This is a genomic window from Brachyspira hampsonii, from assembly GCF_001746205.1.
Lineage (GTDB): Bacteria > Spirochaetota > Brachyspiria > Brachyspirales > Brachyspiraceae > Brachyspira > Brachyspira hampsonii_B.
This window is the reverse complement of record NZ_MDCO01000001.1, coordinates 238,686-263,853: the sequence shown is the minus strand read 5'-3', so window position 1 is coordinate 263,853 and position 25,168 is coordinate 238,686. Positions and strand designations below refer to the sequence as shown.

18 protein-coding genes are annotated in these 25,168 nt (G+C 26.4%); 8 read left to right on the top strand and 10 right to left on the bottom strand.

The window, feature by feature from the left end; translation table 11 throughout:
* Positions 1–76: 76 nt before the first annotated feature.
* The 3 genes from BFL38_RS01170 to BFL38_RS01160 all read right to left on the bottom strand — a co-directional run bounded on the left by BFL38_RS01170 (position 77) and on the right by BFL38_RS01160 (position 5,324).
* Complete coding sequence (locus tag BFL38_RS01170) at positions 77–2,254, bottom strand: peptidase U32 family protein (RefSeq protein ID WP_069725339.1); 2,178 nt, start codon at positions 2,252–2,254, stop codon at positions 77–79.
* A 110-nt stretch (positions 2,255–2,364) separates the two neighbouring features.
* Entirely contained in the window at positions 2,365–4,206 is a 1,842-nt protein-coding gene (locus tag BFL38_RS01165; protein ID WP_069725338.1) for a tetratricopeptide repeat protein, read from the bottom strand.
* Positions 4,207–4,364: 158 nt separating this feature from the next.
* The gene (locus tag BFL38_RS01160; protein WP_069725337.1) at positions 4,365–5,324 is read right to left on the bottom strand and encodes an HTH domain-containing protein; all 960 of its coding nucleotides are present in this window, start codon (positions 5,322–5,324) and stop codon (positions 4,365–4,367) included.
* Between the two features lie 150 nt (positions 5,325–5,474).
* Here BFL38_RS01160 and BFL38_RS01155 point away from each other — a divergent pair, with 150 nt between their 5' ends.
* Positions 5,475–6,068, top strand: a complete 594-nt coding sequence (locus BFL38_RS01155) for a thymidine kinase (protein ID WP_069725336.1) — start codon at positions 5,475–5,477, stop codon at positions 6,066–6,068.
* A 451-nt stretch (positions 6,069–6,519) separates the two neighbouring features.
* On the opposite strand, the gene BFL38_RS01150 is transcribed toward BFL38_RS01155, so the two are convergent.
* The 5 genes from BFL38_RS01150 to BFL38_RS01130 form a co-directional block, all read right to left on the bottom strand.
* Positions 6,520–8,151 (bottom strand): Na+/H+ antiporter NhaC family protein, encoded by a 1,632-nt coding sequence (locus tag BFL38_RS01150; protein WP_069725335.1) that lies wholly within the window; start codon positions 8,149–8,151, stop codon positions 6,520–6,522.
* Between the two features lie 536 nt (positions 8,152–8,687).
* Positions 8,688–9,107 carry a hypothetical protein gene (locus BFL38_RS01145; protein ID WP_438357061.1) on the bottom strand — a complete coding sequence of 140 codons (420 nt, stop codon included), beginning with the start codon at positions 9,105–9,107 and terminating at the stop codon, positions 8,688–8,690.
* A 56-nt stretch (positions 9,108–9,163) separates the two neighbouring features.
* Positions 9,164–10,345 carry a dicarboxylate/amino acid:cation symporter gene (locus tag BFL38_RS01140; RefSeq protein WP_069725334.1) on the bottom strand — a complete coding sequence of 394 codons (1,182 nt, stop codon included), beginning with the start codon at positions 10,343–10,345 and terminating at the stop codon, positions 9,164–9,166.
* A 437-nt stretch (positions 10,346–10,782) separates the two neighbouring features.
* Entirely contained in the window at positions 10,783–11,745 is a 963-nt protein-coding gene (gene mnmL, locus BFL38_RS01135) for a tRNA modification radical SAM protein MnmL/YtqA (RefSeq protein ID WP_069725333.1), read from the bottom strand.
* A gap of 423 nt (positions 11,746–12,168) precedes the next feature.
* The gene (locus BFL38_RS01130) at positions 12,169–13,746 is read right to left on the bottom strand and encodes an aryl-sulfate sulfotransferase (protein WP_069725332.1); all 1,578 of its coding nucleotides are present in this window, start codon (positions 13,744–13,746) and stop codon (positions 12,169–12,171) included.
* Between the two features lie 192 nt (positions 13,747–13,938).
* Between BFL38_RS01130 and BFL38_RS01125 the strand changes: the two genes are divergently transcribed.
* The 6 genes from BFL38_RS01125 (at position 13,939) to BFL38_RS01100 (ending at position 20,528) form a co-directional block, all read left to right on the top strand.
* Entirely contained in the window at positions 13,939–15,177 is a 1,239-nt protein-coding gene (locus BFL38_RS01125) for an ABC transporter substrate-binding protein (protein WP_069725331.1), read from the top strand.
* A 94-nt stretch (positions 15,178–15,271) separates the two neighbouring features.
* Positions 15,272–15,988, top strand: coding sequence for an ankyrin repeat domain-containing protein (locus BFL38_RS01120; protein ID WP_069725330.1), 717 nt, complete (start codon positions 15,272–15,274; stop codon positions 15,986–15,988).
* A gap of 122 nt (positions 15,989–16,110) precedes the next feature.
* Positions 16,111–17,823 (top strand): class I SAM-dependent methyltransferase, encoded by a 1,713-nt coding sequence (locus tag BFL38_RS01115; protein WP_069725329.1) that lies wholly within the window; start codon positions 16,111–16,113, stop codon positions 17,821–17,823.
* 173 nt (positions 17,824–17,996) lie between these two features.
* On the top strand, positions 17,997–18,608 hold the full coding sequence (locus BFL38_RS01110; protein ID WP_069725328.1) for an OmpA family protein: 612 nt from the start codon (positions 17,997–17,999) through the stop codon (positions 18,606–18,608).
* 21 nt (positions 18,609–18,629) lie between these two features.
* Positions 18,630–19,283: an OmpA family protein gene (locus BFL38_RS01105; RefSeq protein ID WP_069725327.1), complete on the top strand. Its 654-nt coding sequence runs from the start codon at positions 18,630–18,632 to the stop codon at positions 19,281–19,283.
* Between the two features lie 93 nt (positions 19,284–19,376).
* The gene (locus tag BFL38_RS01100) at positions 19,377–20,528 is read left to right on the top strand and encodes a HEAT repeat domain-containing protein (RefSeq protein ID WP_069725326.1); all 1,152 of its coding nucleotides are present in this window, start codon (positions 19,377–19,379) and stop codon (positions 20,526–20,528) included.
* Between the two features lie 167 nt (positions 20,529–20,695).
* Here BFL38_RS01100 and BFL38_RS01095 read toward each other — a convergent pair whose 3' ends face one another.
* On the bottom strand, positions 20,696–21,865 hold the full coding sequence (locus BFL38_RS01095) for an iron-containing alcohol dehydrogenase (RefSeq protein ID WP_069725325.1): 1,170 nt from the start codon (positions 21,863–21,865) through the stop codon (positions 20,696–20,698).
* A gap of 542 nt (positions 21,866–22,407) precedes the next feature.
* Positions 22,408–23,328, bottom strand: a complete 921-nt coding sequence (locus BFL38_RS01090; protein WP_069725324.1) for a hypothetical protein — start codon at positions 23,326–23,328, stop codon at positions 22,408–22,410.
* 480 nt (positions 23,329–23,808) lie between these two features.
* Here BFL38_RS01090 and BFL38_RS01085 point away from each other — a divergent pair, with 480 nt between their 5' ends.
* Positions 23,809–24,903, top strand: a complete 1,095-nt coding sequence (locus tag BFL38_RS01085; RefSeq protein ID WP_069725323.1) for a radical SAM/SPASM domain-containing protein — start codon at positions 23,809–23,811, stop codon at positions 24,901–24,903.
* The last annotated feature ends 265 nt before the right edge of the window (positions 24,904–25,168 follow it).

Here is a 25,168-nt window from a genome sequence, read left to right as displayed (position 1 = left end):
TTCTTTACTTATACAACACAATGAATACAATATTTAGAAAAAATTAAAATGAATTTTAAAATTCTAATATCATTTTTTAATAAATATAATAATAAATATTTCCATTTTTATTTTTTATATGCTCTAATATAAAGCTAGTTTTATTATACATCTTCACGCAGTCAAATATTACAGTATTTCCTCTGTGGTCAATAATATCTTCTTCTTTGCATTTAGAGCATCCCACCGACATACTTTTTGGACAGAATGCAAAGTTCATAGCAGGTATAAAGCCTTCTTTGATGCTTATAGTATGTTTTAAAGTTTTACCTGCCTCAACAGCTGATATCACGGTATCAATACCTAACTTATATAAAAAGTTCACACTGTAATTATTAATGGCATTAAGTCCTATTCCAGACCATAATACAGCTTTATTTTTTAATGCTTCAATATGCCCCAAGTTATTGCATATTACAATCATGCCGTCTGTTTTTTCTGCTATGCTTTTTATAACCTCAATATCTTTATCGAATGTTACATGAGGAAGTATTATACCGTCTATTTTTTTATTTTCAAAAAGTGTTATTATTTTTTCATCATAAACACTTGGAAATAATATCTTTTTATCATAATGAATATCAGAATATAATTTTAATTTCTCTTCGCTGTTTACAATCAAAACTTTTATATCAGTATTAGGATAATTGATATCATTAAAAATATTTTTATTATAATGAATTTCTTTAGGCTTAATCAAGGTATTTTCCAATTTTTCTATTAATCCTCTCCTAGCTTCATTTAAAACTTTTACTGGGATAAAAGGATTTTTAAAATTCTCTTCTATAATAATATTTTCAAATTCAAATACAGTTGCCCCAGTCTTTGAAATAGAATTAAAAATATGTTCTTTAGTGGTTGATTTTGTTTTGGCTTCTTGAAGAATATAATCGCTTATATATTCTATATTATTTAATCTATCATCGTATTTGCTATGAACTTCCAATTTTATTTTGTCATTATTAAATCCTACTGTGCATTTCAAATCAAGAATATGTTTAAAACTATCATTTTCAATTATTTTGTTTGCCTCATCAATCTGCAGTTTATCTGTAGTCCTATAAACTTTATCGCCTACATTGACATTTTTTATAACAGCAGAAAAACTCAAATTTCCCTTAGCTCTTTTTACTCTCTCATTATCTTTATACAAATCAGAAATCTGCATTCCAACCGTTCCGCTCTCTCCAAATGAAAGCCCGTCATATACATTTAATTCTTTATCCGCATGTATATATATCTTATTTTTCTTGTATGCAGTAACTTTTCCTATATATTCACCGTCATGGCTTGGTTTATAATTTTCAAAAATGTCCTTTGAATTATAATAATAACCTTGAGAAAATCCGCCCCTATTAAAAATCTTCATCAAACTTTCTCTGTACTTTTCAATTGGTATATCCTTATTTTCCAAAGTCAAATCAATAGCATGCCTGTATATAGAAGTTGTAATTGCGGCATATTCGCTTCTTTTTGCACGTCCTTCAATTTTAAAAGATGTTATTCCGCTTTTAAGCAGATCAGGAATTATATCAATAGTCATCAAATCTTTTGTGCTTAAAGGATAATTAGTTTTACCTCCTGTGTATTCCATTCTGCAAGGCTGAGCACATGCACCTCTATTGGCACTTCTTCCGCCATGCAGATATGAATAAGCACATTGACCTGAAAAACTCACGCATAAAGCTCCATGCACAAAAGTTTCAAGCTCTATATCAGTATTATCTCTAATATATTTTATATTATCCAAACTCATTTCACGGGCTAAAACTACTCTGTCAAGTCCAATACTTTTTAAAAGTTTTACACTCTCTAAATTATTACAAGACATCTGCGTACTAGCATGCATTGCAATATTTAAATTATTTCTTACTATATCAATAATACCCAAGTCCTGCACTATAATAGCATCAGCCCCCATATTATAAACACTTTTTATAAGAGGAAGCACTTTATCAATTTCATCATTATAAACTAAAGTGTTAACCGTTATATAAACATTAACATCTCTTAATTTAGCAAATCTGATATTCTCTTCAAGTGCCTTTTCATCAAAGTTTTCTGCCGCACCAACTCTAGCATTAAAACTTTTAGTGCCAAAATACACAGCATCAGCCCCAGCATTAACAGCCGCCTTCAAAGCTCTTTCATCTCCAACAGGTGCGAGAAGTTCTATTTTTTTGTTTTGAGTTTTTATATTCAAGTTATTTTCCATTATTTTTTAGTTTATTATTTTATGATTTAAACTATAGCATATAAGTGTATGAATTCAAGTACTGAATATATTTTTGATGATTATATTTATATAGTTTTAATACTATCTATTTAGTATTTCCAGCCTTTATCTTTACAGAATTTTATTGCTACTTCATTTCCTTGTATAGCCATACCAATAATTTTGTCTTGTATTATTTTTCTTAATTGTTCATTAGATAAATTGTAGGCTGTATCTAAATCATTATAGTCATCATTAAAAGATTTTTTATATTCATCTAAATCTTTATCAGTTATTTTGGATAATAATAATGATTTAGCAATATATCTATTAAAATAAGCTTCCGAATAATTAGGATTTAATTCTATTGCCTTATTAAAATCTTCAATAACATTATTTAATATACCAATTTGCAATTTTAATAACCCCCTGTTGCTATAAGCTTCTGCATAATATGAGTTTAATTTTATTGCTTTATCAAAATCATTCAAAGCATCATTTCCTTTATTTAAATTTTTCATTAGCACACCCCTATTATTATATGCTTCTGCTAAATATGGATTTAATTCTATTGTCTTATCAAAATCTTTTAAAGCTCCTTCATAATCTTTTAAATGTTGTTTTAATAATCCCCTATTATTATATGCTTTTGAATTATTAGGATTTAATTCTATTGATTTATTAAAATCTTTCATTGCTTCTTCTAAGTAATCTATATTATTATAAATATAATATAAATTATTTTTAGTATTGCCTCTATTATTATAAGCTTCTGAATAATTAGGATTTAATTCTATTGATTTATTATAATCTTCTAAAGCACCTTTATAATCTTCCAATTTTTCTTTGCAAGTCCCTCGATTGTTATATGGTTTAGGATCTTTATTATTTAAACTTAAAGAATAATTAAAATAATTTAAAGATTTATCATATTCTTTTTTAGCATAATATACTAGACCTAAATTATTATATACTTCAGAATTATCTGGATTTAATTCTATTGATTTATTAAGATAATAAATAGCTTCATCATACATTTTTAACTCATATTTAGCTGTACCTATATTATAAAAAGCCCCCGCATAATTATTAATATGATTTTTATCTTTTATATTATCAACATTTCCATATAATTTTATTATTTCTAAATTATATTTTATAAGAGAGTTGTAATCTTTATTTTTACCACAATCATCAGCTAAATTAAATAATTGTGATATTCTTATATATCTATTATTTTCATCAATTATTTTTTGTGTTTCTATTCTACTTTCTTCTTTTATATTTTTTATAGACTCTTTTGACTCTCTTTCTACCATTTTTAATTGAGTTTTTGATTGTTCCAAAATATTATTATTTATAAAATAACCTGCAAAACTAAATACAACCATTATCACTGATAAAAAGGCAAACCAGAATGTAAGAACATCATTTGAGTTTTTCATTGTTTCTGAAAGCGAAGCCTTTAATAAATCTAAACCTATTTCAAAAGATTTTTTTAATTCATCAAAACCATCTCCCTCACTACTTATCATATTCATAATATTATTATTGTTTATTGATATTCTATCTCTTGTACTTGTGCATAATGAAGATGTTCTATTATTAGATACTATGCTTTCATTGGTTTGATTATTTGTTGATATATATAAATTATTAAATATATTTGATATACTTTGTTCATATGACTTAAGTGCATTATCAAATCTTTTTTCTACATTATTTGTATGAGTAAAATAAATACTGCTGAATGATAATAAAGATATAAGAAACAAAATTATAAAAAATAAATTATAGTATTTGTGTAAAAACTTTAACAACTCTTTTAATTTATCTCTATTAGATTTTTTATATAAAATAAACATTATGATAAATATTATTAAAAAAGATAAATAATACATAACCAAATTTAAATTATTAATTATAATACTGTTCACATTATTAATATTCATATACAAATCCTATAAAAATATTATAAACAATATTTTTATTTTTATCTATTAAATTAGATACAAATATTTACATTAAAAACATAAAAAACTATATATAGTTCATAATAAATTATTTTTTACTTCTAATTTTTACCATTATATTAACTTTTGATTTTTTCTTAATGAGGATTATTAAATCTTCCGCTATTTATTAAACTCGATATTATATGACTTTTAGATTTATCTTTTGCATCTAATATTTCATTAACATCATTAATAAAATCTTGAAACTGTCTGTTATAGCAAAGTTTATGCATAGTGTCTATATCTAAATAATTTCTTTTTTTGGCAGAAAATAATATCTCAGAATCTTCTGGGTTATTATAGTCTAATTTAATTACACCTACTCCGAAAGACTGGTTTAATCTTTTTATTTCTTCCATCAATTCATCGTAATTATTTTCATCTATTTCCATAGCAACAAGCCAAGCTTCATTAGCCCATCCGGAATTTGATAATGCCTGAAAATAATATTCTGTTAAACTTCCAAGTGTAAGTTTTAATTTTAATTCATAAGCATAAAGCTCTGTGGTAGGTAAATTTATATGATTGAACAATTCTAAAACTGATTTATTAATATAATCTTTAAATGTAACAGCCACTATATCAGGAGTACCCCATTTCATTTTTCCTTTCAAGTTAACATCTGTGGCATTTGCATTTATTGTTTTAGAATATATTTTCATTGAATACAAATACTTTGTAAGCGGTATATGCAAATCTTCTTCTAATATTTTTTTATTTGTAATTGTATTTTCAATTATATCTTCTGCATCTTCTTCTTCGCTTAAATTATTAATTTCATTTATCAAATTCTGATTAGAATTATTTATTTTACTCTTTAATAAGAATTTCCCCTTACCAATTTTAATAAATATAGTAGTATCAGGATTGAATTTTATATCTGTATATATTTTAGCACCCAAACTTGAAATTGGGGTTTTACTCATTTTTCCGTTTAATGTTTCAGCTATAATTTTATCATAACCTAATTCGCAAGCCTTAGCCCATATTTCATCAACTTTCATGGGAACATCGCTTTGCTCCAAAACTTTTTTAGCTGCATCATAATATGTCATAATTTAACTCCTAAAACTTCATCATAGCATTATAACATATTTATACAAAAATTAAACTAATTATAATATACACTACTACATCATTTATATTTGATATATACAAAATTAAATGATATAATATTATAATTAACTTAAAAATATTGGACTTCTATGAATCATTTAATTACAGGACCCATGTTCGCAGGAAAATCAAAATATTTAATTAAAACTTTAGATTATCTTTTAATGGAAAATAAAGATATTAAAATATTATTCATATATCCGGCAATATCTTTTAGAGGCTATTTCTGCCGCGATAAAGATGTTTCCTTAGATAAGAGAATAGATATAATCACTGAAGAAGAAATCGAAAATAATATCGGAAAAGATGTAGAAAATATTTATAATTATATTTCAAGATATGATATTGTAGGAATAGATGAATTTTGCTTTTTAAATGATACTTCCATTTTTATAAAACTAATAAAAGCATGCACTCAAAGAAATTCTGCAACTAACTTTTGTATAGCTTCTCTTGACATGGACTATAAAAGAAATTATTGGGAAAGTGTGTCGGCATTAATAGAAGAAGATTTAATTGACATACATACAAAAGTTTTTGGTAAATGCGACTGCGGAAGAAAAGGAATATACTCAAAAAGAATAGTTAAAGATGTTGACAGAGTTGTAATAGGAGATGATATATATAAATGCGTATGCAGGTATTGCTATGAAGGCGAAGATGAGGTTAAGTTTGATTTATAAAGATATTTAATTTTTTACTCATACTACGCACGCAGAATAAATTTATAAAATATATTTTCATTATTATTTCTAGTTTACACTATATAATAAATTTTTTTAACCGTGCGTTATTATTCATTATCAATTAAAAAAACTCTTGGGTGGGCAGCTATAATTTATGATTGAAATATTAAATATAATAAAATTTTAAATGCATATTAAAGTTATAAATCTAAAGGGTGGGTTTTCTAAACGATTTTTGTTTTAAAAAATTAATTACATACCCCGCCCTTTTTCCTTTTTAAATTAATAAGTAATAAAAATACTAATATTCTTTTTTATTAAATGAGAAATGTTAACACCCGCCCAAGTGTATATTAATTTATTGAATTATATGAAATAAGCAATACTTTAATATCAAATGAATAATATTAAAGTATTGCTTTTTATATTTAATTATATTTTTATTTAATTAACTTTTCTTAAAACTTGATATTTTATCATAGAACTTAGGAGCAAGAATAGCAAGTACACACATTACTATAAAACCTGTTAATAGAGCAGCTATAGGATTTAAAGTTATTCCTCCAACTACTACACCAATAAATGCAGATATTGCCACCAAACCTGCATAAGGAATCTGTGTTGCCACATGTTCAAGTAAAGGACAGTTACTTCCGGTAGAAGAAAGTATTGTAGTATCGGATATAGGCGAACAGTGATCTCCAAATACAGCACCAGAAACAACAGAACCTACATTTATAAGAAGAACATTAAGAAGAGCATTGTCAGTATATCCGTTAGCAGCAGCAAGCCCATTTGCAATAGGTATTACTATAGGAATAAGTATTGCAAAAGTACCCCAGCTTGTACCGGTAGAAAATGCTATAACACATCCTAGTAAATATCCTATAGCAGGAAGTATCCAAAGAGGAAAACCGCCTCCTTTTACATCCTCAGATAAAAAAGCAGCAAGTCCAAGTCCGCCGTCTGCAGGAGATGATTTAATAACACTTCCTATAGACCAAGCTAAAGATAGAACTACTAATGCCGGAACCATTGATTTAACACCTTCCATAATAGAGTTGCCGGCAGAACGAATACTTAATAATCTTCTGGCTATATAGTATATGTACATTATTATAAGAGAAATAACAGCTCCGTAAAATAAAGCCTTAGAAGCATCGGTATCCAAAAAAGCCTGATTCAATGATATGCTTGACATAGCCTGAGAGAAAGTTTCTATTCCATCACTTCCAACTAAGCCCATATATGTAGTAACAGGAAACATTACTATACATACTATTATAAGCACAAGTATAGCTATAACCATATCATACCATTTAGCTTTATTATTTGAAGAAGTTTCCATATTACCCGGACAAGCTCCGTATAATTCTTCATCAAAAAGTTTTCCATTTTGAGCATTATCTTCACTTCTCTTCATAGGTCCGAAATCTTTAAATACTAAAGAAATAAGAACTACAAAAGCTAAAGCAAGAAGCGGATAAACAGAATAAGGTATCATCTTTATGAAAAATACGAATTCACTTATATTTAAAGATTCAAACCCTTGAGAATCCCTTATATAACTCATAACTGTTACCACCCAAGTAGATATAGGTGCAAGTATGCATACAGGAGCAGCTGTGGAATCCAATATATAAGCAAGTTTTGCCCTTGAAATTTTATTCTGATCTGAAACCGGACGCATGACAGTACCAACTGATAAACTGTTAAAATAGTCATCTATAAATATAATAAGCCCGAAAAACCAAGTAAATATAAGTACACTTTTTTTGCTTTTTAAATATTTGCTAGCCCATAAACCAAAAGCCCTAGTAGCACCTGTCTTTGAAAGCATACTGACAAAAGCACCAAGCAAAGCACAAAATAAAAGTATTCTTATATTCCAAGCATCTCCGCTCATCTCTGCTACTTTATCAGTAAATATTGTAACGGCAGTAAATACATTGCCATGTGCTATTATTAAAGTTCCAGATAATATACCTAGCGTAAGTGAAATAATAACTTCTTTAGTTACCAAAGCAAGTATAATAGCTAAAAGAGGCGGTATAATACCCAACAGACCATAATGTTCCATAAGTTACTCCTAATTAATATATACACCTTATAATTTTGAATGATTTCTTAAATAATATTGTTAAAATATAAAAAAGCCCCCTTATTTAGGGAGCCTTAAATATTAAAAATTATTATACAAAGAATATAATAATTCAACACTCCCAAGAATAGAATGCTTTTTTAAACTTCTTATATAAGAAAAAATTATTCATAGAAAATACCCAAAATTATCCTTACTTTTTATAGTATATTAAAAATATCACTTTGTCAATAGTATTATTAATAAAGAATACATTAGTACCGTATATATTTATAATATAAATTACATACCCCGCCCTTTATATTTTTTCATTTTATTCACATCTGATAGTTTTATTTAAGTTTTAAATTCATATAATAAAAACATGCCCGCCCAAGTGATGATTAGTTTTAAAAACTATATTAACGCACGGTGTATGCATTTTTATTTATTGTATAAATTATAATTTAAAATATTTTTATATTTTAAAGTTTATTTACCGTGCGTATCATGAAATTGTATCTTTAATAAAATATTTATAATACAAAATTATTTTTTATCGTAATAATATATAAAGAAATAAATATTAATCCAAATAGTATAAATAAAACATAAAGAATACCTTCAGAAAAAGGAAGTTTTATATCTCTTGGTTTTTCATGGTTATACCATAATGTTAATTTATCTCCTACTTTTCTAAAAGGATAATAGCTTTTTAAAGTAGTGTATAATTTTCCGTATTTATCAGTATCATAACTTATTACCATTGTATTTTCATATCTTATTTTTCTATGTTTATATACCTTTTTAGTATTATATTGTTCTACTATGCATACTGTATGTATATAATTTTTTGTACCAATAAAAATGGAAAAAATACCTATTATTCCTACTATAAATAAAAATATTCCTACAATAAAAATTATTATTCTATATATTTTTTTATCCATAAGCATTACTTTAAATTAAGCCCGCTTATTTTTATAAAAAGAATAAAAGAAAAATTTTATAATTAACTTTCACTATCTTTTTTAAATATACCTTGAAGTATTAAAGCTAAAGCACCATCTCCTGTAACATTACATGCAGTACCGAAACTGTCCTGTAATGCAAATATTGCAAGTATCAAAGCAGTACCATCATCATTAAAACCTAAGACAGAAATTATTATTCCCAAAGAAGCAACAACAGTTCCTCCTGGTACACCCGGAGCACCAACAGCAAATATACCAAGCAATATAATAAATAGAATCATAGTACCAATTTCAGGTAAATGTCCGTATAATATTTTTGATATAGTCATGACAAAGAAAGTTTCTGTAAGTACAGAGCCGCATAAATGTATAGTTGCTCCCATAGGTATTGCAAAGTTCACAATATCTTTGTCTAAAGCATCAGATTTACTTGCACATTTCAAAGCTACAGGTAAAGTTGCCGCAGATGACATAGTACCAACTGCAGTAAAATATGCAGGTCCATAATGTTTAAATACTCTTGCCGGATTTTTCTTTGATACAATACCAGCTATAGAATATAAAAAAGTAAGCCATATAAAATGTCCTATTATTGCTATGATTATAATTATTAGGAATATAGGCACACTTTTAATTATAGTACCCTCATAGGATAAAGTAGCAAAAGTAGTTCCTATATAAAATGGTAATATTGGCACTACGACATTATTTACTAAAAACAATATTATATTATTAAGCTCATCTAATAGACTTTCAAAATATTTTGATTTAGTTTTAATAACAGCCACTCCTCCGCATATAGCCAAGAATAATGCAGTTATTACAGGAAATATAGGGTTAATGTCTAATTTAAATATTATTTCAGGAAGTTCTCTACCCCCTGCAACATTTGAAGCTATATTTAGATTAGGAATTATTATATACCCGGCAATAGCAGCAAATAAAGCAGCACCTACTGAAGAAAAATATGCTAAGGATAAAATTACTCCTAACATCTTATTTGCTTTGCTTCCCATTCTAGTAATAGCAGGGGCAATAAATCCTAATACAATTAATGGAACCATAAATGATATTACCTGATTAAGCACATATTTTATAGACTGTATTACATTAATGACAGCTTCATTACATAGCATACCTATTATAATACCTAAAGCTATGCCTAATAAAAGCTTTATTAATAAATAATCTTTTTTTACTTTTGGTTCTAGCTCTTCCATAAAAATATCCTCAAAATTTATCTTATAAAAAAATAGTATATTCAATTTATATTCATTTGCAAATAAAATTCATTATTTAATAATTTTTTCTTTATTATTATTAAAATATTTGAAAATTATATTACAAAGTTGATAAAAATTTATTTTTAAGATATAATGAGAATATATTTAAATATTTGGGGAATGAGGGTGTAAATCCTTCGCTGGCACGCAACCGTAAAGTTTAATTTATAAATTAACGAAGTCGGATTACCTAATCAATAAATAATCAGTCGAGTGCACTAGATTATATTTTCCTAATCAGGCACTCCTATTTATTATTAAAAAAATTGTATAGCACTTAGTCATATAATATAAATTTGATTGATCTCTTATACATAAATAAACCAAATATCTAAAAATTAGGCAGGACTTATTTTTTAATTCCTGCCGTATTTTTAAATATTAATGTTTATACCCTGAACTATATTTTTTTCTTTCATCTTCTTCGATATTAGATTTATTATTTCTCCTTTTGATTTTATCCATTTAGGAGCTATTAAACTGTCTCCCAAACTATCCCCCATTAAACGAGCTATGATAATATCAGACCTCGTAAAAGAAATTGCATCGCTCATTAAATCTATATAAAAATCTTCATCTAAAGTGGGAAAAATATAATCACTATACATATTCTCAAAATAAGAATTTTTTACTATATCAAGCTGATGAAATTTTACAGCATCAATTTGTAAAGCAGATACATCTTTAACTGTTTTTATCATATCATCTCTGCTTTCTAATTCTATTACTTTATTATTAATTTTTTTAGGGAGTCCGAATATTATATGAGTACATATTATAATATTACTATAATTCTCTTTTATATGATTTACCATTTTAGCAAAAGAATTATAATCATGTCCTCTATTAATGAATTTTGAAGTTTCATCATTTGATGATTGAAGTCCCATTTCAAGCCAAATTTCTTTTCCAGATGAAGATGATAAGTTACTAAGTTCTTTCAATACATTATCTTCAAGCATGTCGCTTCTTGCCCCAAACATAAGTCCTACACATTCATCAAAATTTACTAATTTATTGGCATATTTTAATGATTCTTTGGAAGCTAATGGTGATAATGGTGTACCTAATTGAAAATATCCGTAGAATTTTTGGTATCTTCCTTTATAATTTTTTAATCCGTTAATCCATTGATTATTAATATCTTCTTCTGTTACATAAGGCGGTTTATAGCTATTTAAATTACAGAATCTGCATCCGCCGTCATTAGCTTTATGAGCACAGCCGAAATCTGTATCTATAGAAATTTTACCTACTTTCACTCCAAATTTATTTTTAACATAATCAGAAAATGAATAATAATTTTTATTGTTTTGAATATTATTTTTATTTTGCATAATGCTGTAAGTATATCATAAAATAAAATTTTTAAAACTATTGATAACAAATGTAATTTTTATTTAATTTATGGGCGGTATATATGCTATAAAATAAAAAAACACTTGGGTGGGCATCTAAAATAACAATATAGAATAAAATAGAAAAATAGTATATAAAATACATAATATGTTAAAAACTTAAGGGGTGGGAAAATGTAATTAAATTTTTAAACTTTTATTACATACCCCGCCCTTTTTCTTTAGTATTTTATTCTGAAATTATTATTTTTATTTTCTTAAATGCTTATACAGAAATATTAGCACCCGCCCAAAATTTATTTAGATTTATAATTCTTATACCGCATGTATAGTCAAATTTCAAATATAGCTTATAATGAATTATAATTTAAATAAATTAAGAGTTCATTTACCATGCGTTAATTAATTTACAAAAGAGCTATCCTCACTATATTTGTACCCATCAGAATAATATAAAGGCATTTTATCAATTCTGTAAATTCCCCAAGTTCTTATTCCAAATCTTAAATGATAATAAACTTCCTTAGTTTCTTTATTTACTTCTATTATCTGTGAATTATTTCCGAAATCAAGAAGCATATTCCCATTACTCAAAAAATCTATATCTGATATATAGTGAGAATATAATTTATTTTCTGTTTTATACTCGTAAATTTTGTCAGCTTTCCAAGAACCATGAGAACCAGTGATTTTATATTCTACATACCTTGAGCCGTTATAGTTAATATCTTCATCGCCCTGATTGTCAAACATACCTATTACATTTGTTGATATCAGAAATAAAGCATGCTGACTTTTAGGTCCGTCTGTATTGCCGTCTCCAAGAACCTTATAAGGATCAAATGATTTTAAATCTTTTAAATATCTGCCGTAAGGATTATATGATTCCATAGTGTCCAATGTATCATCAGCCATATACCAAATAAGCTCCCATTCACTGTAATCAACTGCCATAACAGCTAAACTTCTCACAGATAAATAAAGTATATCATTATCCTCATCATAAACCAAAGAATTACAATGTGCCCAATCCATAGGAAAATCTCTTTTTCTTCCTATGCTGTAGTATTTATTATCCTCATCAAATATAAGTTTTTTTAAATACTCTTTCTCTCTCTCATCTCCGTTTTTATTTACTATTTTTTTTATCAAATCTCCTACATACAAATCTCTAATCATATTTCCATTGCTATCAACTTCACAAATCCTATCTTCAACACCCCAAGCAGAATTTGCAAGCATTATATAATTACTGTCAGACTTTTTCCTTATAGTGTCATGATGAACTCCTATATCAAGTTTTGTAACATCTAATTTGGCATTTCCAAGTAAATCGCTTACTCCCATAGTATCATAAATAACAATATCATTATCTTCATCGATTACCTTTGCTATTTCATTTGTAAGATAGAAGTTGGAATAATTCACATAACGCAAATTTCCGTTACTGCTTACTCCCATTAAGAAAAGACCTTTCCAGCTTCTATTTATAACAGGACTTGCAAAATATATCTCTTCATTATTATCAGTTAAATTGCTTATTGAACTTTCATCATTGATACCGGCAAAATATACATTCTCTTCAGGCACTAAATTTTTTATAACTCTGTTAGTAGCTGGTATATAAAGCCCGTCAATATATAGTTTATCTACTATTATATTAGTTGCTATTCTGTTAGTGCCGTTAATAATATAGATGGTATTTGTATTCTCAGGATACATGCCATGTATAGCAAAATTAGATCCGTAATTTTTAGGATAAGTAAATATGATATCATTATCTCCAAGCATTCCTTTTGTTATGACTGTAACAGGGTAATTATTATTAGTTTCTATTTTATAAACTAATGATAATGGCGTTTGTCCGTTAGGATTTAATATAAGCTCCCCTATTTTATCATCAGGAAGCGGCATCTCTTTTTTTGAGCATGAGAAAAATAAAAATAATATTAAAATTATAAATGCAGTAAATCTTTTCATTTTTAAATATCCTAATTGTTATCATTAATGTAAATTTTTTTTATATTTTAAATAATAAAATAAGTTTTTGCAATAAAAAATATATAAAAAATATAAATATAATTGAAAATATCTATTTTATTATATAGAATACAATCTCTATTTTTTAGAAGTTAGTTTTTATAATAGTTACAAAAGGAGAAAAAATCAAAAATGAAAAAATTAAAATTTCACGATTTTATTTTTCACATAATTTATATTATGTGCTTTTTTTTAATATTATCTAATAATATTCTTTTGGGTCAGAAATTAGATAAAACTAAATTAGATTTAAATTATTATGAAAAATTTAAAGGTCAAAACAGAATATTAAATATATGCAACTGGGGCGAATATATAGCTGACGGTTCTGATGATTCTATGAACATAGTAAAAGAATTTGAAGACCTTACAGGTATTAAAGTGAATTATACAACTTTTAATTCTAATGAAGAGCTTTATATAAAATTAAAATTAGGAAATACTGATTATGATCTGATATTTCCTACAGATTATATGGTCATAAGAATGATTAAAGAAGGATTGGTGCAGAAAATGAATATAGATTTACTTCCTGCAAGAACTAATATTGATCCATTTTTCTTATCATTAGCTTATGATAAAAACGGAGAATACACTATTCCATATACTTGGGGAATGAGCGGCATAATATACAATACTAAAGAAGTTGATGTTAAGCCTGAAGATGTGAGCTGGTCTTTATTATTTGATGAAAAATATAAAGATAAAATATTAATGGCTTATGGGCTTAGAGATGCTTTTGCCGCTGCTAAAGGATATTTGGGATACAATGTAAATAGTACAAATGAAACTGAAATAAGAAACGCTTATGAGGCTTTAAAAAAACAAAAACCTATTGTTCAGGGATATGTTATGGATGAGATATTTGACAAAATGGAATCAGAATCCGCTTATTTAGGAATTACTTATGGAGGAGATGCTTTAAGAACCATAGCAAATAATACTAATCTTAATTTTGCAATTCCCAAAGAAGGAGGAAATGCCTTTGTTGAATGCATAGCTATACCTGCAAATGCTAAAAATGTTGAAGAAGCTCATATGTTTCTTAATTTCTTATGCGAGCCTCAGGTTGCTTTGGCAAATGCCAATTATATAGAATATGCCTCTCCTAATATGACAGCTGTTAATATGATGCCGGACGAAGTAAAAAATGATAGGAGAATATATCCGGATAAAAAGGCTATGGAAAATATGATTCATTATGTAGCCAATCCTGATGGGAAAGATAGTTTGCTTATGGAAAGCCTTTGGAAAGAAATGCTTACTACAGAAACTACTAAATCAAATAACAGTATTATTATAATATCTGTTATTGCGGTTATATTAATTGCTGTTATAGTTATTAAAAAAACTAGAAAAAAAACTTATTAATTAATTTTTAACTTCTAAAAAATATAAAAGATGATTGGGTTAAAGTAAAATATACTTTAACCCATAAATAAAATTGAGGATTTAAATATAATATATGAAAGAGTTTTTTGATGCTGCTAAAAATGGAGATTTAAAAACATTAAAAGAATGCTTAAAGAAAAATATAGATATAAACAAATTAGATAATGAAGGATTTACTGCTTTGATGCTTGCTTCTATATTCAATAGAGTTAGTATTGCAGAAGAATTAATAAAAAATAATGCTGATATTAATTTGAAAACAGAAGAAAATTGGACTGCTTTGATATTTGCTTCATTTTACGGACATGACAAAATAGCTGAAATTTTACTTAATAACAATGCCGATTTAAATATCAAAAATAAACAGGGTTTTGATGCTTTACTTATTTCTGTTTTTTATAAAAAAATTGATACTGTTAAGCTATTATTAAAATATAATGCTGATGTTAATACAAAAAATAATGAAGGATTTACTCCGATTATTTATGCATGTAATCATGATAATACTGATATATTAAAACTTATTATAAATTATCATGCTGATATCAATGATAAAACTAATAATGGTATTAATGGACTTATGTATGCATGCTTAATGCTTAGAGAAGATATAGTAAAAGAACTTCTTGAAAATAATATTAATATTTATGAAACTGATAATAATGGAGATAATGCATATATTTATTTAAAAAGTAATGAAAATAATGAAAACGATGAAGAATTAAAAACTATGAATAGAATAAATGATATGATAAGCAATTATATAAAAAATAGAGAAAATAATAAATAAAATTCTATTTTGTTTTTTTATCTTATCTGCCCGCCCGCCCCCTAAATATTAATTTGTAATAATGCTTTTTTTACTATATAATAATTAAACTTATAAATAAATTTTAAATAGTTGTAAGATTTATGCAGGATATATGTATAATAACTGATATAGGAACAATATACGGGTTCGGACATATTACTCGTATGAAATTTATATCAAATAAATTAAAAGAATATTATAATTTCACATTTTCTTCTATTAACGATAACAGCGGTATATTTAAAGATAATACCATAAATACATGCAAATATAATGAAATAAAAAATTTAAATCCTTATTTGATAATAGTAGACAGCAGAGAAGTAGATTCAGCATATATAAGAGAATTAAAGAAAATAAGCAGTGTTATAATAGTAGACAGTGTAGGAAATGAGAGAGTATTGGCTGATATAGTTATAGAAATGCTCCCTAATATAGATAATTCCAAAGAGGTAAATGTAAAACCTTTTATAGCTACTATATTAAACTCTAATGTAAAACCAAAATATGATGCAGATGCTCCTGTACTTCTATATTTAGGATTTAATAATGAATTAAAAAATAAAGCCATAGAAATAATAAGCAAAATAGAAAATAAAAACTTTGTATTGATAGATACAGAGAAAGAAAGCGAATACAGTAATATAAGATATAAAAATTTCGGAACAGATATATTTCAAAATCCATATAGTGCCGTTATAACATATTTCGGATTAACTGCTTTTGAATGTATAGAATCCTCAATCCCTGTCATTTTGCTCTCTCCCACAAAATATCATGATGATTTGGCAAAAAGTCAGGAGGAATTATTCTTTAATTTAGGCTTCTTTCAAAATATAGATACAAATACAGCAGTAAATAAATTGAGAGAATTTTTATTTAATGATGATATACTAAATAAGTTTAAAGAAAAAGGTAAATTAATTAATACAGAAAAATCTTTAGATCGTATAAAAACTATAATAGATAATATAAAAGATTTCAAAGATATAGAATGTCCTTTTTGTAAAAGCAAAAATATAGAAATGAAAAATAGAAATTTGGAATCTAATCTGTATAAATGCAGAAAATGCAGTACTCTATTTAGAAAATATTTTCTTCCTCCTTTTACAGATTATTCATCTAAATATTTTGTTGAGGATTATAAGAACCAATACGGTAAAACTTATGAGGAAGATAGTGCTAATTTAACTGCTTTGGCTAAAAGAAGATTAGAAAAAATAAGAAAAATAAAGCCTAATGGAAAAATACTTGATATAGGAAGTGCAATGGGTTTTTTCCTTAAAGAGGCGAGAGAATATGGATATGAAACAGAAGGCATAGAGATAAGCGAATATGCATCAAATTACTGTATAAATACTCTTAATCTCAATGTGCATAATTGCTCTTTGCTTGATTTTGAATATAAAGAAAAAGAATACGATATAATAACTGCTTGGTATGTTGTAGAGCATATATACAATTTTGAAAGTATTTTAGAGCATATAATTTACTCCCTCAAAGATGATGGAATATTGGCTTTTGCTACACCTAATGGCAATGGTTTAAGCGGAAGATTTAATAAGAACTATTTTTCTATAGTACCTTCAGATCATGCATTTGAGGCTAATCCTAAGTCTCTTGATATACTTATGTCTAAATATTCGTTGAAATGTATAAATTTAGAAAATCAAAGCGTTTATTATAATAGATTCTGCGATATATTCGGCTTTAATCTTATTAGAAACAATAATTTTCTATCAGGAATATATAATTCTCTAGCTAAAAATAAGAATTTAGGCGATACATTTGAATGCATATATCAAAAATCATAAAAATGTAGTAAATGTTGTTTAAATTTATATATTAAATGATTAATTGATATATTATGAAAATAACTATCATTTTTTTGATTTTACAAATTATTATTATCATTGTTATAAATGTATATTATGTTAATTATTTTAATATAATAGTATACAAATATGATACTTAAGGAAATATAATTATGAAAAAAATATTTTTACTTATGTCAGTAGTGATTATAGCGGCTGCCTGTAAAAGTGCCCCTGTTGCTACTGGTCCTGAAGAGAATAGCGGATTCAAAACAACTGAGGCTAACAATCAAAATTCTAAGGGACTTAATCTACCTGACGGAGCTACTGTTAGAGAAACTCCAAGAGGAAAAATATTGGTGCTTCATGATCCTAAATCTAAAACAGATGTTGGTAAGCCAGGTTCAGCTTATGAAGTAAAATTCGGATTTGATAATACTATAGAAATAGGAACTTATAAAGAAGCTTATAACTTAGTTTATCAAATAATAAATAATAATCCCGATATCAGAATAATTTCTGAAGGGCATTCAAGTAAAGAAGGTCCTGCTCCTTATAACTATGCTCTATCTCAAAGAAGATCTGATAAGAGCTTTAATTACATAATAAAATTAGGTGTAGAAAACAGCAGATTATTAAAAAATGCATTCGGAGAGGCTTTGCCTGAATACCCTACTCTTAGAGAAAATAGAAGAAGTGAATTCATAATAATAATGACCGAAGATGATTTGAAAAAATATAACGATTTTGCTAAAACTGTCGACATTAATAAAGAAACAAATTAATGTCGAGGTTTAAGTAAGATAATGAAAAAACTTTTATTTATTTTTAGTTTATTGATCTTTGTCATAGCATGTAAAAGTACGCCTACAAACACAACACCGGAAGATGTAGTTATAGCAGATGATCCTCCTGCAGTAGAAGAAGAAAAGCCGAAACCTGAAGAAGTGGTAGCTGATACAAATATGGAATCAGATACTCAAACATTGACATCTAGTTCTGAAGAGCTTTATCTTCCTGTAAATACTTCAATAAGAGATACTGAGAGAGGAAGAATTTTAGAAACTACACCAAAAGTAATATTCAAATTTGTAGAAACTAATATGCCTGCATCAGCAGAAATGTCATTCAATCAGGTAATAGAGTTTTTAGAGAAGAATCCTAATGTTAATATAGTTTTGGAAGCACATACAAGTAATAGAGGAAAAGCATATCCTTATAATTACAATCTTTCTGTTGTAAGAGCCAAAAATGGTAAGGTATACTTATTGGCTAAGGGTATTCCTTCAGAAAGAGTTATGGAAAGTCCGCTTGGTGAGGCTATTCCTGAATATCCTACTCAAAATGAGCTTAGAAGATATGAGTTTGTCATAATAGCCAATGATGAAGATTTAGTAAAGTATAATACTTATATTTCTAATTTGGATGTGAGAAAAGAAAGTACATATCAGGGAAACTGATTAAATTATAAAATAGCAAAAAAAATTAACCTCCTTTATTATTCACATTTTAAAGGAGGTTTTTATTATAAACTTTAAGGAAATTTTTATTTTATGAGAAATATTATTATTTGCATTTTATTATTCACTATTTTAATTAATTTTGAAGCTTTTTCAGAAAGTCCTACAAATGAAGCTCCTACAACGGCACCTACTATTTCAACTAATACTTCATCAGGGCTTATAAATCCTGAATATGAAAAAGCTTTTAAATATGGAACTCCTACACAAAAAATATCAACTATAGCCAAAATAAAAAGAACTAAAAATGAAGCTGATATTGCAATGCTTGCTAATCATTATCCTGAAGAAAAAAATAACAGGGTTAAAAGCGAGATTATCAATTTCTTTAAGCAAAATAAGAATGATAATGCAAAAGCTGTAATAGAATATGCTATTAAAGATGAAAATGATAATGTTAGAAAAGATGCTTATTATTTATGCTCTATTTATCCGGATATTCAATACGAAGTACCTATAATGTCTGAAATTTCTAATGCTTCTGGGCTTGTATTAGATAGTATGGTAAATGCTTTGGGGGCTATAAAATCAGAGATGGCTGCGGATTATTTACTAGAAATATATACAAATAACACTGCTGCTTCAAGCACTAAAGTTGAAATATTGAGATACTTCAGCGAAACTAAAAATACTAAAGGTGAGAAGATCTGTCAGAATGCAGCTCAAAATGCTGGAGAGCCTGCTTTGGTTAGATATATGGGGGTTGTTGCATTGGGGGCTTATCCTAGTGCGGAAAATTATGAGATACTTCAGAAACTTCTTGCTGAAGATTTACCTGAAATTACTGCCAGAGTTATATATGTACTCCCTGAGTATAGTGCTTATGGCGATGTAAAAAAAGATATAATAGAAGCCGCTAAAAATGACAGCGATTCTGTACGAATTTATGCTATTAAAGCATTGTCTAATTATAAATCCGAACCTGAAATAGAGGAACTTCTTATTTATAGACTTAAAAATGATAATTCAGAAGCTATCACTATGGAAATAATTAATTTATATAAAGAATCTGCACCTACAGGAAATATGTATGATGCTATAAAAACATTAGCCGATTCATCTGCAAGCGAAAAAATAAAAAACCTTGCCAAATCTGTTATAGGTGAAGACAAAGATTCTTCAACTGCTACTATAGAAGAATCGCTAACAGGTATAAAAAACGAATCTGCTGATAACCCTAATTAAAAAGTTATATATTTTTTAGGTTTACTGTTATAATTAATATAATAGTAAGCCTTTTTTATTTTTAAATCTAATCAGCCTGCCCAACCCACCCAAAATTAGTAATTTATAAAAAACCCCAAGTATTATATTAATAACACTTGGGGAAAACTATGATTAGAATATATTAATTAAAAGTTGACATCATTTCCATAGTAAGCTGCTTCTAATACTTTTCTCATATTAGTTTCATCTGTTTCTCTCGGGTTAGAACCTGTACAAGGATCAGTAACAGCATTTTTAACTATACTATCACATTTTTGTTTGAAATGTTCCTCTGTTACCCCATTTTCTTTATAAGTTTGTTTAATGCCTAATTTAGAATTTAATTCTTTTACTTTTTTAACTAATGAAGCTGTAAGTTCTGCATCATTATTACCAGAAAGTTTAAGCATTCTAGCTATATCAGCAAATCTGTCAGCACAGACTTTTGAATTGTACTCTATAACATAAGGAAGAAGTATAGCATTGCATCTTCCATGTGTGATATGGAATTCTGCACCTGTTTTATGGGCTAAACTGTGAACTATACCAAGCAAAGCATTTGAAAAAGCCATCCCTGCTAAGCATTGAGCTACATGAAGTTTTGCTCTTCCTTCTTTATCTCCTTTAACTGCTTTTTCTATATTATGCACTATCATATATATTGCTTTCATAGCTAAAGCATCTGTTATATCTGTTCTAAGTGAAGCAACATAAGCTTCTATAGAGTGAGTAAGAGCATCCATACCTGTATCAGCAGAAACTGTTTCAGGCATTGTCATAGGTATTGAGTAATCAAGTATAGCAATATCTGGTGTAATTTCAAAGTCAGCTAATGGATATTTAATATTTGTAGAATAATCAGTTATAACTGAGAAAGCTGTAACTTCTGAAGCCGTACCGCTTGTTGAAGGTATAGCTGCAAATATAGCTTTTTTTCTAAGTTTTGGCATAGTAAAAGGAGTTTTTATATCATCAAATTTTTTCTCAGGATATTCATAGAAAACCCACATGGCTTTAGCAGCATCAAGAGCAGAACCTCCTCCTAAAGCTACTATTAAATCTGGGTTAAACTCTCTCATAGCCTCAGCACCCTTATAAACTGTTTCTATGGAAGGGTCTGGTTCAACACCATCAAAAATTTTCACTTCCAAACCAGCTTCTTTTAATATCTTTTCACATTTATCAAGGAAGCCTCCTCTTTTCATAGAAGAGCCTCCAGTAACAATTATTGCCTTTTTATGACCTTGTAAGTTTTTTAATTCCTCCATAGCATTATCGCCATAGTATAAATCTCTAGGAATTGTAAATCTTGACATTATTTTTTAATCTCCTAAAATATCATTTTATTGTTCTCTATTATAATATTTATATAAAAATTGTCAATTATATTATTATAATTTATTACTTTTTATAACTAATAAGTATTATAAAATAAAATATTTTTTATATAAATATGTAAATATAAATAACTCTATGTAATCGGTTATAGTTTTCTTAAATGATATTTTATAAATTATTAAATATAAAAGGTTTGTAAATTATAAATTTAAAAAAAACTTGGGCGGGTGCCTTATATTCTCATTAAACAATAAAAAAATAAAAAATATAAATTTCAAATTAAATGATGAATATAAAGGGCGGGGATATGTAATTAAATTTTAAATATTATTAAATGCTTCATTATTCCTTTTTAGTTTTATAATAATTAAAAAATAAGTATAAATTTTATAAAAATTAACTCAACGCACGGTAAACAAAATTTCACTTATTATTTCTATTATAATTTAAAATTAATATATATTTTTTATCTTATTCTGCGTGCGGTATTGAAAATTAAAAAAATAAAATATTTATATAATTAATCCCTGCTGAAATTTTGATATATAAATTTGAAAGGAATATAAATCTTTCCATTTTCAGCATAATCATTCCATAAACCTTGAGGAGGAGGTTTTAACTTTTTTGCATATTCAACCGCTTTTGAACATGAATTATCAAGACTAGTCTGACCGTTTATAGAAGTTTTCAAAAACTTTTCAAATTCTATATTTCCTTCTTCATCTATAGAAAGTAAAACTTCAACCTCATCAGTTCTTATAAGTCCCAAATAATGAGCCTGATTGGGTATAGTAAGATACCAAGAATCTCTTATAGAACCAACCAATGCATAGAAATACCAAAAATATTCTTGAGCCTTAGTACCAAGCTGCATACTTCCTGTTTCACTTGAAAAGACAACAGCTCTGTCAGCACCTTCTTCAAATGATGCCGGTATTTTAGTATCACCTTTAATTCCAGGATTTTTAGGTTTATAAGTTTCTACATTATCTCTGGATATATCTTTTCCTAATTCTTTTTTTTCTCTATTTTGATTTTGATTATTATTAGGCTTAATATTTTCTGTAGGTCTTCTTTCTATTATTGGGCTATTTGCTCCGTCTCCCAAAAAAGAAAATACTGAAGTATCAGAAAATACTTTTGAAGGTTTAACATCTGTCTGACCTTTGGATCTTAATGTTTTATCAGAGGCAAAAGGAGTATCTTCTTTACTCTCCTCCTCTTCTATTTCAGGAGTTTCTACCAAGAACATATAATCATCTTTTTTATATCTTTCCTCTGCTTCTTTTTTAGCCTTTTCATAAGCAAATACTTCCTGCATTATAGAAGTGTTTATAAAGCTGAATAAAAATATATGCAGTATAAAAGATACTATAACAGAAAATAGTATATCTTTTCTTTTAATTATTTTTTGTTTAAAGTTTTTAATTTTTTCTTTCATAAATACAATAAAGCCATAACCTAATATAAGTATAATTTTATACTAATTACTATAATTTACAATATTAATTTTATAATAAATTTAACCATATTATATATGGTATTTAAAATATTTTATATGAACAATAAAATTAATAATAATTTTTGTATAAGAAATTGACAAAATATTATATATATGATATCATAAGTTATGCTCAAATCAAATCAAATCAAATCAAATCAAATCAAATCAAATCAAATCAAATCAAATCAAATCAAATCAAATCAAATCAAATCAAATCAAATCAAATCAAATCAAATCAAATCAAATCAAATCAAATCAAATCAAATCAAATCAAATCAAATCAAATCAAATCAAATCAAATCAAATCAAATCAAATCAAATCAAATCAAATCAAATCAAATCAAATCAAATCAAATCAAAATAAATTTAATTCTATATCTTTTAGAATATATTTAAAAAATAGGAGTATTTTAAATTATGAATAAAAAAGTAATAGATAAAATAGTGTGGTGGATACCTTTTAAAAATTTAAGGAATTCTATTAGAGATTTAATTAATACAAATTATGATAAAATATGCAATATAGAAAATAAAATTTCATATATAGAAAATAAGATATATAATGATTCAGAAAACTCAACAAAAGAAAAATATAGAATGTTAATAGATAAAACTGCTAACTTATTAATGAATCAAGAAAATGAAGAAATAAAAAAAAAGATGTTTAAAGAAAACGTTCATTTAATTGAAATAGCTATATCATCATATTGCAATAGAAAATGTTGGTTTTGTCCTAATTTTATAGTAGATAGACAATCTAAAATTTCAGAACTAGATGAAAAATTATTTTTAAAATTAATAATGGAATTAAAAGAAATAGATTATTCCGGATACATTACTTTACATAGATATAATGAAACTCTTTACAATAAAGAATTAGTGATAAAAAGGATAAGACAAATAAATGAAAACATACCAAACTCAAAAGTAAAAATATTTACAAATGGTGATTATTTAGATTTAGAATATTTAAGAATATTAAGAAATTTAAATGTAAAAAATATTCTAATATCATACTATTATGATGCTTTAGATAGAAATACACCTTTTGATATAGAAAATATAATAAAACCAGGTATGGATAAATTAATAAATAAATTAAATTTAAACTATAATGTAATAATATCTACAAATAATGAATATTATTTAAAATTAGAATATAAAGATATGGAAATAATATATAAAGCACAAAATTTTAAAAATGTAGCAACTCCAAGAGGAAACACTGTAAAAGACATAAATTTAAGAAAGAGAGTTATTCAATGTTTTATGCCAGTAATATCTATACAAGTTGATTATGATGGAAATTACACACCTTGCTGTGAATTAAGAAGCGATATAGAAGAACATAAAAAATACATATTAGGTAATATAGCTTCTGATACTGTATTTGATATTTATACAAATAAAAAAATTGCTGATTTTAGAAAAGACATATTTACTATTGGTGATAAAAAAAGTGTTTGTTATAATTGCAAACAATCTGAATATAATATGCCTGGATATTTTTAGTGGATAAAATGTTTCACATGAAACATTTTATCCACTAAAGAATTAATTATTAATATGATACTATTAGCTTTCATATATAATTTTATTAATAAAAAAAATTATTAAGCCCATCCACCCCAAAATAAAACGCACGATTAAAAAAGTATACACAATAAAGATAAATATATAAAAACATACCTAATATATTATTTATCTATTAACCGTGCGTAAAAATGTTTTATGTGAAACATTTTATTATAGCATTATTGTATTAATAAAAACTTTA

Excerpts from the sequence above, each read along its gene's own strand:
- BFL38_RS01170 (WP_069725339.1), bottom strand. The coding sequence starts at position 2,254 with ATGGAAAATAACTTGAATATAAAAACTCAAAACAAAAAAATAGAACTT.
- BFL38_RS01085 (WP_069725323.1), top strand. The coding sequence starts at position 23,809 with ATGAATAAAAAAGTAATAGATAAAATAGTGTGGTGGATACCTTTTAAA.
- BFL38_RS01150 (WP_069725335.1), bottom strand. The coding sequence starts at position 8,151 with ATGGAACATTATGGTCTGTTGGGTATTATACCGCCTCTTTTAGCTATT.
- mnmL (WP_069725333.1), bottom strand. The coding sequence starts at position 11,745 with ATGCAAAATAAAAATAATATTCAAAACAATAAAAATTATTATTCATTT.
- BFL38_RS01145 (WP_438357061.1), bottom strand. The coding sequence starts at position 9,107 with ATGCTTATGGATAAAAAAATATATAGAATAATAATTTTTATTGTAGGA.
- BFL38_RS01095 (WP_069725325.1), bottom strand. The coding sequence starts at position 21,865 with ATGTCAAGATTTACAATTCCTAGAGATTTATACTATGGCGATAATGCT.
- BFL38_RS01160 (WP_069725337.1), bottom strand. The coding sequence starts at position 5,324 with ATGACATATTATGATGCAGCTAAAAAAGTTTTGGAGCAAAGCGATGTT.
- BFL38_RS01105 (WP_069725327.1), top strand. The coding sequence starts at position 18,630 with ATGAAAAAACTTTTATTTATTTTTAGTTTATTGATCTTTGTCATAGCA.
- BFL38_RS01130 (WP_069725332.1), bottom strand. The coding sequence starts at position 13,746 with ATGAAAAGATTTACTGCATTTATAATTTTAATATTATTTTTATTTTTC.
- BFL38_RS01100 (WP_069725326.1), top strand. The coding sequence starts at position 19,377 with ATGAGAAATATTATTATTTGCATTTTATTATTCACTATTTTAATTAAT.
- BFL38_RS01120 (WP_069725330.1), top strand. The coding sequence starts at position 15,272 with ATGAAAGAGTTTTTTGATGCTGCTAAAAATGGAGATTTAAAAACATTA.
- BFL38_RS01140 (WP_069725334.1), bottom strand. The coding sequence starts at position 10,345 with ATGGAAGAGCTAGAACCAAAAGTAAAAAAAGATTATTTATTAATAAAG.
- BFL38_RS01090 (WP_069725324.1), bottom strand. The coding sequence starts at position 23,328 with ATGAAAGAAAAAATTAAAAACTTTAAACAAAAAATAATTAAAAGAAAA.
- BFL38_RS01125 (WP_069725331.1), top strand. The coding sequence starts at position 13,939 with ATGAAAAAATTAAAATTTCACGATTTTATTTTTCACATAATTTATATT.
- BFL38_RS01165 (WP_069725338.1), bottom strand. The coding sequence starts at position 4,206 with ATGAATATTAATAATGTGAACAGTATTATAATTAATAATTTAAATTTG.
- BFL38_RS01110 (WP_069725328.1), top strand. The coding sequence starts at position 17,997 with ATGAAAAAAATATTTTTACTTATGTCAGTAGTGATTATAGCGGCTGCC.
- BFL38_RS01115 (WP_069725329.1), top strand. The coding sequence starts at position 16,111 with ATGCAGGATATATGTATAATAACTGATATAGGAACAATATACGGGTTC.
- BFL38_RS01155 (WP_069725336.1), top strand. The coding sequence starts at position 5,475 with ATGAATCATTTAATTACAGGACCCATGTTCGCAGGAAAATCAAAATAT.